This is a genomic window from Flavobacterium sp. UW10123 (assembly GCF_040538975.1).
Taxonomy (GTDB): domain Bacteria; phylum Bacteroidota; class Bacteroidia; order Flavobacteriales; family Flavobacteriaceae; genus Flavobacterium.
In genome coordinates this window covers 146,672-159,522 of the sequence record NZ_JBEWQE010000005.1, presented here as the reverse complement: position 1 = coordinate 159,522, position 12,851 = coordinate 146,672, and the positions used below count along the sequence as shown (strand labels likewise).

Sequence of the window (12,851 nt, the reverse complement as noted above, 5' to 3'; positions counted from 1 at the left end):
TCAAAAAAAAAATTATAACTCAATATTTATTGTATTGCCATCTTTGATGACCTTGTTGATTGAAAGTTTTTTACCGTCAGTTATTTTTAACTTTAGGTTTTTACCAGCTCTTTCAACTGTAATATCAAAATCGCGTTCAAAAACATGAATGCCTTTCAGTTTCATATTAGACCATGATTTAGGAAGTCTTGGCGTAAAATCGAAACTGTGCAAGCCTGTTGGACGAATACCAAATAATCCTTCTGTAAAAATTCGGCAATACAAACCGCTTTCAGCCGAAAGATGGCGCTGATCGCCTTCTGGATATGCTTCTACAGGATAAGGAACGTGATCTCCTAATAAACGTCGATTAGAATAATAATGCAAGAAATCTAGCGCTTTGTCTGTTTCGCCTGCGGCTAGAACTCCTCTTAAAGCATACAAAGTAGAACGATCCCAGAATATTTTGTCTCCAGCAATGCTTGCAAGACCATCTTTAGTCCATAGTCTAGAAGAAAATAATGCGTCTATAGTTCCGTCTTTTCGGTCATAAATGCCCATTGTAAGTGGCGTGCAAATCCAAGCTCTTAAAACATCATTTTCTTTGTAGTATTTATAAGTTTCAAAACCTTCTACTTTAGCTCCAAAATACTTTTCTATAGCTGTTCTCAATTTTTCAGCTTCGGCTTTATATTCTTTCAGCTGTATTTCATTTTTCCCTAAAACTTTACCTAGATAAACAGCAGAATTTAAGGCATCATAATATAAAGAAGAAGTATTAAGATTGGCTTTTCCAGCCGGAAGACGTCCTTCAAGTTCATCAGAATCAGAAGTAACAACCCCATCAGAATTTATTTTTCTATGACAGTATTCTAAACACCATTCGATCAATGGCCATAATTGTTTTGCTTCGTCTGCATTTCCTCTCGAAAGCGCGTAACGAGCAGCTCCGTAAGCAATCATGGCACCATCACCGCGATCTCCTGCGCCTGCCCAAATATCTGTTCCTTCTGCGACAATAGAACTCGGAATAGGTTTGTATTCTTTGTTCATGAATTTTGCAAACTGAAGATAGGCATTTAGAGAAGCCTGATTGCCATATTCATATCCTAAATAAGGAAAAAACGGACCAACATATTCAGCTTGATCATTTGCCCAAATGGCTGCATAATATGATTCTCCACCTGGGCCGTGCATTGGACCGCCTTTGGTTTCAAAAATACTTTCTGCCGCTCTGATTTTGGCGAAGGCAAATTCAGTATTCAAAACCTGATCTGGTGTTTCCAGAATCAATTTGCTCCATATTTCGCTAATCAATTCTAGACGTTTAGTTTTTTCTTCTTCAGCATTTACAGCAGGAACTGTTTCGTTTGCTTTAACGCCTGAATAGATAACAGAAAAACTAACCGTTTCATTTGGTTTCAGATTAAAACTTCCATTATTAATAAGATCTGCGTGTATAGTGTAACTGCCTTGAGTTCCTTTTGCAGGATCTGTGGTATAAACCGCATTCGATTTTGGAATCTCTACAATACAGTTTTTATCTGAGCTATTTTTAATGGTGTAAATTTCATTGTAAACCGATAAAGCTGTAGAAGGAAAAAACTGTCTTGTAAGTTCAAGTTTGTCTGTCTTGCTTTTAACTAATAATGTTCCGTTAAGAGTCAGCGAGATTGTTTTTTCTGCTGAAATTGGTTTGTAATTTACAGTAACAAGATCAAAAGCATCCTGTGCAAACTGACGCGTTAAACTAGCATGCGTATTATTCGGAATAGTTCTCAGCATTGGCCAAATCAAACTGCGTGTAGCATGAAATGAACCATCTGCTGCCACGCCGTATCTTAAAACGCATGAGATTCTTTTACCGCTCATTTCGATGTGATCATCATGCGGAATTGTATTGTTTATTTGCCAAGAAATGGAACCGTCGGTATTAATTTGCCAACGTTGGTCGTTTTGTGAAAATGCTGTATTTGTAATAAAGCAGAATGCAATAAGGACAAATAAAATAGGTTTAAGTTTTTTTCTAGAAGATATCTTCATAGCGTTTATTTTTAAATTGTGTCCATTGTATTAGTAGTACGCTGGACGAGTTGTTTTAGCGAAAGGCTGCCGTTATTTTTTGTCCAGGATTCACACGAATTGTAATAGCAGTGTAGGGATTTCCCTTGTTGTCCTTTTCATGAATTACGGCAGCTTTTTTATCATTTATAAAAATAGAATTATAATTTCCAGTAAACATAGCTTTCCATTCTATAAAATTTTCGCCTTTGTTGTGTAGTGTTGTTGTTTGGTTTTTGTGTTGCACAGCTAATGTTGTCTGTAACACGGGTAAATTGTCGACCTCAGAAATGCTATCTTTTTTTCCTCGATTTACGGTTTTTATTGTTTTTTTTGATGCATCTGGCTCTATTCCCATATAACCGTGTATGATGCCTTCAATTACGCCGTATGAAACTTCTGGATATTCTCTTCTTTTGGTTTCAGGTGCGGTTAAGTGTAAAATGTATTCGTATGCTTTATCTTCGTAGCCATATTTATATAATAGAAAAGGAAGATAAGAAGCGTTTTCTACATTGCTTTTTGCAGAAAGAATGTTCTTAATTGTTTTTTCGGTTCTGTCTGTATTTGTTAAAGCATCGAACCATAATAAAAATAGTTCGCCAAAATCTTTGCTGAATTTACTGTCGGCTGTATAAATTACATTGTAGGCCGATGCATTTTGATCCCACCAGATTTGTTCTATCTGCTCTTGATACTTTATTGCTTTTTTCTCAAAGAATGCTGCTTTTTCAAATTGCCCTTTTTCTTTTAAAATAGAAGAGTAGGTAAGTAATCCTCTATAAATTGCTGCAACCAGATCGACCCCCATTTTTAGACCTGGAATGCCTTCAGAATAAGAAGCCAGTCCGCGGCATTTATGAAAATCGTCTTTGATATTGAATGGAGAAGGAGGGTTTACAAATTCTGGTCTAGTTAATAACGAATCAACTTCCAAAGACCAACGTTCTATATATGCAGTTGATGATTTTTCGAAGAAATTTTCAAACTCAGGATTTTTTATATAGTCTTCATCACCTGTCCATAAATATAATCTCCAACAAGCAAATATGACATCAAAATTGCTATTCAGATTGTACCAAAATTCTTTGTCATTTCTATAATCTTCGGGAGCTGGTTTTCCGTATTTATTGATTTCCCAATACGAGCACCAGTCTTTACTTTCTGAAATGTTTTTAGCAAATAGTGAAAGCATATTTTTATTTTCCTTATTCAGTCCAAGGATTTCTGCGCCTATGCTCTGATGCGATACGTCGCGCATGCAAAATGCAGATCGAGAAGGAAGAGCTGCTTCATACCATGGACCAACCGGATCGTTAGAATCTCCTTTATAACTCAAAGCCATACTTTTGGCGCGCTCAAAAGCAAGCTGAAGTGCAGCATTTGAAGATTTGAAAGTAACAGTTTCTTGACTAAACGCATTCAAAAAGAAACAGCAATGAGCCAGTAAAACTAAAAAATGATTTTTCATAAAGCTATTTTCGATTTGGATTTTGGTTTGAATACATTTTAAAAGCAAACCCATCCCCCTAGATGGGTTTGCTTAATTGGTTATAATTAATTATAACCCGGGTTTTGGGGTAAACCCGTTCTATTAATTTCATCTCTCGGTATAGGAAGCAGATAATGTTGCGGTTTGAAAATCCTTTCCTGAACTTTAGAGTAGGTGTAAGTTTTAGAGCCATCATTATTTTTAGTAATAATTACTCCCATTAAAGGTTTGTTTTCAGTTTCTTCGGCTATTTTCCAACGGCGTACATCGTAGTAACGGAAACCTTCAAGACATAATTCTACTTGTCTCTCATTACGGATTTTATTTTCTAAAGCTGTTCCCGTTAAACCTGTCAAAGGATTTGTAATTCCTGCGCGTTGTCTTAATAAATTAAGATATTGAATTGCAGTTCCTTCGTGTCCCAATTTAAATTCTGATTCAGCATAGTTTAGATAGATTTCTCCTAAACGAGAAATAATCCAAGCTTTATTAGTTTGCGTTTCATTATTATAATTGTATGTAGTATCGCAATATTTACGGAAAGTGTAACGTGTTTTACTGGCGTTCCAAGTATCCCATCCTTGCGGAGAATCTAAACCGCCTTCGTAGAATTCAGCTTTGTTTGAGCTTCCTGCATCATAACGATCTTGGAAGAACTCAGGTTTTCCGTAAGCACGTCCATCATATACGATATTTTTGTAAAAACGTGGATCTCTGTTTACATAAGGCTTTTGAGGATCATAACCAGATGTTGGATCGGTAATGTCTTTTCCGTCAGCTGTTCCGTAAGCATCGATATGGCTTTGGCTAGGAGCAAAATTGGCCCATCCGTGAAAACCGCTTGGCGAATTAAACATTTCTACACCATTAAAAGCGCTCCATTGCGGATCTTTGCTAGACAAACGAGAGAAGATTACTTCTGAATTGTTTGTAGTAAAAAGATCTTCATATTTTTTATCGTAAAGCGAATATATATTTAAATCCATAACGGCTTTTGCAGCATCTGATGCTTTTTTCCATTTTGTCAAATCATTAGAAGGATTCCATTGCGGACTTGCCGCATAAAGCAGTGTTCTAGATTTAATAGCAAGTGCAGCACCTTTTGTAACTCTTCCAAGATCTTTAGGTGTTAAAGGAAGTAAATCGGCCGCTTTGTCCAATTCTCCAACAATAAAATCAATGCATTGGTCATAAGAACTGCGATCTACTTTAAAATCACTATTAAGCTCAAAAGGTTTAGTAATAAGAGGAACTCCTCCGTAATCATTAATTAGTTTAAAGTATGCATAAGCTCTTAAGAAAAGTACTTCACCTTTCAATCTGTTTCTCCAAGCATCATCTCCTGGTACATTATCAATTCGGGACAAAAAGATATTACAATTTTGAATTGTGGCATAAGTAGGCTTCCAAGTATTGAAGTCTCCTGCATTGTCTGGAGTAATAGCTCCAGAATTAAGATTCCACACATCATAATCATTAAAATTATTAAATGCTTCATCACACGCAGTAGATAAGATCCAGCTTCGGTTTGTTCTGTCGTTCCAGTTGTGTTGGGTGCTTGGCAATACTGTGTAAAGATTATTAGCAAAAGCTTCTGTAAGTTTTAAGTCATTCCATACGTTTTCATCAGTGTAAGAGTCCAAAGGAACTTTATCTAAAGGATCTTCACTACAGGATGTTACAGCAGCAACAGCAATAAAAAGAGAAGCAACGATAAGTGCCTTCTTTTTTATATTTATTAGTTTATTGATTTTATAATTTTTCATGTCTTGATCTTTTTACCTTGTTATAGTTCAATGCTTACACCGATTCTGTAAATACGGGTCTGTGGATAAATTACGCCTGTTTTATTATTTGTTTCAGGATCTAAATTGTATTGTTTCATATGATCTATAGAAAACAAATTGGTTCCTCCCGCATAAAATCTCGTATTTAATATTCCGAATTTAGATAGCATTTTTTCAGGCAATGTGTATGAAATCTCTAATGATTTTAATCTAAAGAATGAGGCGTCTTTTAACCAAAAGTCAGCTTCTATATTGTTTCTTGGGTCAGAATCATTAAATGCAACAGGGTATTTAGAATTTGGATTATCTGCTGTGTATCTATCGTCGTACAACCATCTTGGAGGAGCTACAATAGCACCTTGAGCTTGCGGAAGTATTACTTGTTTTGCTTTTGCCTGACCAGTCCAAAGCATGTCTACAGAAAAACCTTTGTATTCGGCTCTTATAGGAATACCATAAGCAATTTTTGGCGTCTCAGATTGAGGAATTCTCACTTTATCATTCGAAGTGATGCTTCCATCATTGTCAGTATCTTTTACCCAAAGATCTCCTGGTTTTGCTCCTTCAAAATGAGGCGAACTATCAACTTCTGCTTGAGTACGATAAATTCCGTTTGTTTGATATACTAACCAAGAATCAATAGCTTTTCCAGTCGATTTTTGCCAAGCTGGAATATTTTCTGCTTCATCGCGAAACAATACTTCACTTTGTGCATAAGTAAAATTAAAACCGATATTATATTTAAAACTATTAATATTATCAGCATAATTAATAGACCAGTCAGTACCTCTATTTATGGTCTTTCCAATATTTTCTTTTGGAAGTGATAATCCAGTGTACAATGGTACAGAAGCATTTCTTGCGGCTAAGATGTCAGATCTTTTATTACTGAAATAATCAAAAGTTGCTGTTAATTTATTTCCAAAGAATCCAAAATCAAATCCAATGTTTTTAGAGTCTTGTATTTCCCAAGTAATATTAGGGTTTGGGGTAGCAGAAAGATAGATGCTGTTGTTTAACGTATAATCTGAACCGAAGTAGCTGTAAAGTTGCTGATCTGTTGTTAACTGGTATCTTGTTAAGAAAAGATATTGATTAAGATATTCTACTCCATTAATTTTTTCTTTTAAATCATCATTCCCCATTCTTCCCCATGAAGCACGTATTTTAAGCTGGTTAATTAATTTGATGTTGTTTTTAAAGAAAGGTTCTTCAGATATTTTCCATCCTGCGCTTATAGCAGGAAACATACCCCAACGTGTAGAAGAAGGGAAATTGAATGATCCGTTATAACGAGCAGAAACTTCTGCAAAATACTTGTCATCAAAGTTGTAGGCCACTCTTCCAAGGAAACTTTCGCGACCATCTTGATAAGCGCTGCCAGTAGCATTTTGTCCTTTAGTGCTTCCAGTAAAAATCTGATCCAATTGGTCGCTCAATAAATCTCTTCTATAAGCATACGTTTGGGTTTTGTCCATTGTAGTTTGTTCATATCCTACAAAAGCATTTACAGCATGTTTGTTAAATTTACGATCGTATGCTAATTTTGCGAAATACGTATTTTGATTTGCAATTCGCTCATCTTGCATTACACTTGTAATACTAGTGCTGTTTTTCACATTGTTGTAACTATCATTTGTTTTGTCATACGAATAAGCATCCCAAGGTTTTGTGAATTTCTTTTCATTACGAACGTTATAGTCAAATGCAGCATACCCGCTAAGAGATAATCCTTCAGTTATCCTTGGTAATTTCAGCTCAAATCCGATTTTTGGGTTTACAATTAAGTTCACCACTTTATCGTAACCTGCCGCCGGTGAAGACATTAAAATTGGGTTTCTACCATTTGTAATACCTGATGATGGAAGTCCGTTTTTCCAATATGCAGGAATAAAAGGATACATACTAACCGTTTCGTGCATAATGCTTCCAATGCTTACTGCTGGATAGTTTCTGTCTTCTTTACGAGTAGCAATATCTAAGTTTACCTTAAAGTTTGAAGTAATGTTGACATCAATATTTGATCTTAAATTGAACTGTCTGTATCTCTCATCACTATATCTAAGGTTACTATCTTGATTTAAATATTGACCAGAAAAGAAGTATTTTACCTGTTCATTACCTCCATTTACAGAAAGAGAAAGGTTGGCCTGTGGAGCATCTTTTCTATAAACTTGTTTCATCCAGTCTGTACTGGTATAGTTTGGATCGTTTCCAGCTTTGTACTTGTCAATTTCTGCCTGAGTATAAGGAAGCGTACTCCCTTTATGAGCATTAAGTTCGTTGTAATACGTCATGTATTCCCACGAATTAACTCTTTCGCTCATTCTAGTTAATTGCTGAACCCCATAAGATCCGTCAACTTTAATAGTTGGAGCACCTACTTTTCCTCTTTTAGTAGTTACTAGAATTACTCCATTTGCAGAACGAACCCCATAAATAGCTGCCGACGCATCTTTCAAAACCGTTACAGACTCAATATCATCGGGATTAATTCTGTTCAAGTCACGGTCAGGAATTCCGTCCACAACTACAAGCGGACTTGTACCTCCACCAAATGAGTTAAAACCTCTAATTAAAAGGCTAGAACTATCATCACCAGGTCTTCCAGAACGGTTATTGGCGATTACTCCAGACATACGTCCAGCGATTCCGTTTGATACGTTTGCAGATGCATTTTGAGTCAAAACACCTCCTTTAATGGATGCAATAGCTCCAGTTGTAGAAGCCTTCTTTTGGGTGCCGTATCCTACAACAACCACCTCGTTCAAAGTCTGATTCTGCTCTTCAAGCTTAATGGTTGTTGCTTGATCTGCGGGAACTTCTTTTGTTAAAAAGCCAGTGTAAGAAAAAACAAGAATACTATTAGAATCAGGAACCTCAATAGTAAAATTACCATCAAAATCGGTAGTCGTCGTTATTTTTGTTCCTTTAACAAGAATATTTACACCAGGAAGAGGTTCCCCTTGAGGACCCGTTACTTTTCCTTTTACTAATTTTTCTACAAACGATAATGCGTTTTCATCCTTTGTAAAAGTTAGATTACTGCTTAGTTTGGTGGAGAATTTTGTTTCTTTTGCCTCAGCAGCAAAAGAAGTTTGCAGAGTAAGTGCTAATAAGGCTCCTGAGGTGAGTTTGGTAATCTTCCATGTCTCAGAAGAAAGCCAATCTTTTGTTGGTTTTTGTTTGGTCATGTTTAGTGGTTTTTGTTGGTTAGCGATTTATTTTCTCGTGGTCCGTTGTTTATCTTTTTTTCATTTTTGAAAAACAAAATGCCTTGAGCTCCTGCAGATTGTTAATGAAAAAAAGACAAATGTGAAATCCAAAAGTATAAATGTTTCTAAATCAACACATACCAGTACCTACCAGTTTTTTGCGATATGTGTAAAAAACATGATGCATTTAAAATAATATAAAAAATAAAGTGGATAATATATGCATAAAACTCAAACTGTCGAAGTTTTTATGAATAAGTAAATGTTTTCTTATTTTTTTGAAGTAAATTTTATTTTTAAATTCATTTTTTTGAAAATAGAAGACAAATTTTATCCTCAAAAACAGTTAGTTTGATTTTGAAAGTGGTTAACATAGTATCAGATTTTTTTTTGCAGTATAATTTTCATTTTTTAAGGCTGCATTATCATTCCAACCATACCAGTCTGGATTTTTATGATAATATGTAGGAGTAAACTTGTTTATCTACCTTCATATTTTGCGATTCGGAGCGATTTTTAGATAATAAAATATCAGAATACACAAGAAAGGATAGAAAACTTATCAAAAAGTCTATTTTTAAAATGTTTTTCTTGTAATCTTAAAAAGATAAAAGAAACAGTTATAAATATGGATTTAATTATATTTTGCTATTTTTGGATTTCATTTTCTTCATAATTAAAAATGGTCTACTAGAGCTTAAAACCTTTTTTCTTAGTGAATTATATCAGTTGTGTTTCTATAATGATATAACCAAATGAATTTTTTCTCGTGGTTTGATTGATAAATGTGATGCACGAAATTTCAAATAGAATTAAAATTCTAGTCTGAAAAAGATTTGTTTTTTGACTCTTTTTAGAAATTTTCGAAAAAGAATATTCACTATTATTAATTAAAATTTTATGAAAAAAGTACTATTTCTATTAGTTCTGACCACTCTTTTTTGGAAGACTAATGCACAGCAAGATCCTATTGCAATTGAAACTCAGAATACAGCATTGATCTTAAAAGTGGCAAAAAACGGATTGCTTTACCAAACTTATTTAGGAACAAAATTGGAAGCTTCGGCGTATAATGCTCTTTCTAAAGAAACAGAAAGAACATTTGTTATAAACGACGGAAATCCATTGCTTAATCTAAGACACCAGGCATATCCAACTTATGGAACTGATAATTTGTTTGAGTCGGCTATCAGAATGACGCATAATGATGGAAATCCTGCTTTGGAGTTAGTTTACGTAAGCTACCAGACAACAAAAATAGATGGTAATACGACTGAAACTAGCATAAAAATGAAAGATCCAGTTTATCCTGTAGAAGTTACACTTCATTATAAATCTTTTTATAAAGAAAATGTAATAGAACAATGGACTGAGATTGTACACCGTGAAAAGAAACCTGTAACGTTGTACAACTATGCTTCCTCTATGCTGCATTTTGACGCAGATAAATATTGGCTGACCCAGTTTCATGGCGATTGGGCAAAAGAAGTTCGAATGCAGGAAAGCGAATTAACTAGCGGTGCCAAAGTAATTGATTCTAAATTAGGCGTGAGAACTAACATGTATCAGACGCCAGTCTTCTTTTTGGCATTAAATGACAAAGCTAATGAGAACACTGGAGAGCTTGTTGCAGGAACAATTGCTTGGTCAGGAAATTTTAAGTTTGCTTTCGAATTAGACAATAAAAAATCACTTAGAATCAGCTCTGGAATTAATCCGTTTGCTTCAGAATATAGTCTTCAGCCTGGAGAAATATTTACTACGCCTTCTTTCATTTACACTTTTTCAAACAAAGGAAAAGGACAAGCCAGCAGAAATTTGCATTCTTGGGCAAAAAACTATGGTGTAAAAGATGGAGACAAATCTCGTTTAACTTTATTAAATAATTGGGAAACGACATTTTTTAATTTCGATGAAAAGAAATTGACAGATATGTTTGAAGATTCGAAAACATTGGGCGTTGATATGTTTTTATTAGATGACGGATGGTTCGGAAATAAGTACCCAAGAAGTGGAGACAAATCTGGTTTAGGAGATTGGCAGGCAACGAAAACAAAATTGCCAAATGGTTTAGGATTTCTTATGCAGCAGGCTGAAAAAACAGGAGTAAAATTCGGAATTTGGATCGAACCCGAAATGGTTAATCCAAAAAGTGAATTGTATGAAAAGCATCCTGATTGGGTTTTAAAATTGCCAAATAGAGATGAGAGTTATTACAGAACACAATTGGTTTTAGATTTATCAAATCCTAAAGTGCAGGATTTTGTGTTTAAAACAGTAGACGATATTATGCAGACCAACGGAGGAGTTGCTTTCTTTAAATGGGATTGCAATCGAATGATGACCAATGCGTATTCTACCTATTTAAAAAATCAACAATCACACTTATTCATTGAATATACCAGAGGTTTATACAAAGTTTTAGAAAGAATTAAAACAAAATATCCGCATTTGCCAATGATGCTTTGCGCTGGCGGCGGAGGAAGAACAGATTATGCTTTCTTAAAATATTTCACGGAGTTTTGGGCAAGTGACAATACAGATCCTTACAATAGAGTATTTATTCAGTGGGGCTTCTCGCAGTTTTTTCCAGCTTTTTCGATTTGCAATCACGTAACATCATGGGGAAATCAGTCTATTAAATTCAAAACAGATGTTGCCATGATGGGTAAATTAGGTTTTGATATTAATATAAAAGAACTGAAAGAAAAAGAGTTAAAATATACTCAGGATGCAGTGGCTAACTATAAAAGACTAAGTTCTGTAATCTGGCATGGCGATATGTATCGAATTGTTTCTCCTTATGAAGATAGCCGTGCTGTATTAATGTATGTTAATGAATCAAAAGACAAAGCCGTTTTATTTTCGTATACGCTTCATCCTCTTTATGATCCACAATATAATTTGGTTCGTTTTCAAGGTTTAAATGCCAATAAAACGTATAAAGTAGAAGAAATTAATTTAATGCCTGAGGCAAAGAAAACGCTGCAAGAATCAGGAGAATCTTTTAAAGGAGATTATTTGATGAATGTAGGTTTAAGAGTTTCCTCTTCGAAAGTAGAATCAAGTGTTGTGCTTGAAATTACAGCAGTATCTGCAAATTAAGATTTTTTTCTAAAATAAAATCAGCTGTTTGATCTCGTTATAAGATAATGAGATTAAGCAGCTGATTTGTTTTTATACGGTTTCCATTCAAATAAAATCCAATTTAATCTACTCAAATCTGCTAGATCTGCGTGAAATATTTTGCGCTATAGATTTTCAGGCAGATTTAAAATGATTGGAACAATTTCGTCAGTTTCCATAATAATTTACTTTTTTGAGAGTAGTAAGAAAAAAATGTGTTCGAGCACATTTTTTATGTTTTTCTTTTTTTTATTAAAACATAATATATACATTTGGCTCTAAATGATGGTAATATTTATTAAATATAAAATTTTACATACAGATTGTTGAATTATAATTGATGATGTGAGAATTGGTTATTAATAATTGAATTTAATGGATTGCGAATATGCCATTTTAAAACAAAAAGTACAATTACTATTACAAGGTTTAAAAGTTGAAAAAAAATAGTGGCTCACTTTCTGGATTTGAGCTTAGAAAATATTGTTTTAAGGTTTGTTTATTTTATAAAAAGTAATTACCCGGTGGCTAAAATTCACTCACAATTGATTTTACTAAATGAATCTGCTATTTTATTGAAAGTAGCGGCTGGAAACGAATTGATGTATACAGAACTTGTCGAAAAATATTGGCAAAAAGTATTGCAGCATGCACTCAGTTTTGTAAAATCGTATCCAATTGCTGAGGAATTAACCCAAGATGTCTTTCTTCAAATTTGGAATAAACGAGAAAAGTTAGCCGAAGTAAACAGCTTTGACAATTATCTTTTTATCATCAGCCGAAATCTGATTATTACTCATATTCGAAAAAAATTAGTTGAAACAGATTCGCTTAAGGGAGAAAAATTGCAAGAGTTATTTTTTAAGCCCGATGAACAGTATGAGTTTAAAGAATTGGTTGAAATTATAAACGAAGGTGCCGCACTTTTGCAGGAACCAAGACGTTCTGTTTTCTTATTAAGTCGAATGGAAGGCAGAGATACAGATTATATTAGTAAAGAACTTGGTATTGCAACCAGAACTGTGCGCTGGCACTTATTACAGTCATTAAACTTCCTTAGAAACCACCTTCATAAAGAATATAATATCGATTTATTGATGTTAGTTTTATTCATCGTGTATTTTTTTTCATAATTTTTTCATTTTTCATTGCCACTTTAACAACCAATCCTCGTCTTTATAATTGAAGGCA

6 protein-coding genes are annotated in these 12,851 nt (G+C 34.2%); 2 read left to right on the top strand and 4 right to left on the bottom strand.

The window, feature by feature from the left end:
• Window positions 1–12 precede the first annotated feature (12 nt).
• From ABXT06_RS07750 to ABXT06_RS07735, 4 genes are all read right to left on the bottom strand, one after another.
• On the bottom strand, window positions 13–2,022 hold the full coding sequence (locus tag ABXT06_RS07750) for a hypothetical protein (RefSeq protein ID WP_354590230.1): 2,010 nt from the start codon (window positions 2,020–2,022) through the stop codon (window positions 13–15).
• Between the two features lie 55 nt (window positions 2,023–2,077).
• On the bottom strand, window positions 2,078–3,511 hold the full coding sequence (locus tag ABXT06_RS07745; protein WP_354590229.1) for a hypothetical protein: 1,434 nt from the start codon (window positions 3,509–3,511) through the stop codon (window positions 2,078–2,080).
• Window positions 3,512–3,597: 86 nt separating this feature from the next.
• Window positions 3,598–5,298: a RagB/SusD family nutrient uptake outer membrane protein gene (locus ABXT06_RS07740; RefSeq protein ID WP_354590228.1), complete on the bottom strand. Its 1,701-nt coding sequence runs from the start codon at window positions 5,296–5,298 to the stop codon at window positions 3,598–3,600.
• A 20-nt stretch (window positions 5,299–5,318) separates the two neighbouring features.
• Window positions 5,319–8,513 (bottom strand): SusC/RagA family TonB-linked outer membrane protein, encoded by a 3,195-nt coding sequence (locus ABXT06_RS07735; RefSeq protein WP_354590227.1) that lies wholly within the window; start codon window positions 8,511–8,513, stop codon window positions 5,319–5,321.
• A 921-nt stretch (window positions 8,514–9,434) separates the two neighbouring features.
• Here ABXT06_RS07735 and ABXT06_RS07730 point away from each other — a divergent pair.
• Window positions 9,435–11,639 (top strand): alpha-galactosidase, encoded by a 2,205-nt coding sequence (locus tag ABXT06_RS07730; protein WP_354590226.1) that lies wholly within the window; start codon window positions 9,435–9,437, stop codon window positions 11,637–11,639.
• Window positions 11,640–12,205: 566 nt separating this feature from the next.
• Window positions 12,206–12,793, top strand: a complete 588-nt coding sequence (locus ABXT06_RS07725) for an RNA polymerase sigma factor (RefSeq protein WP_354590225.1) — start codon at window positions 12,206–12,208, stop codon at window positions 12,791–12,793.
• Window positions 12,794–12,851 lie beyond the last annotated feature (58 nt).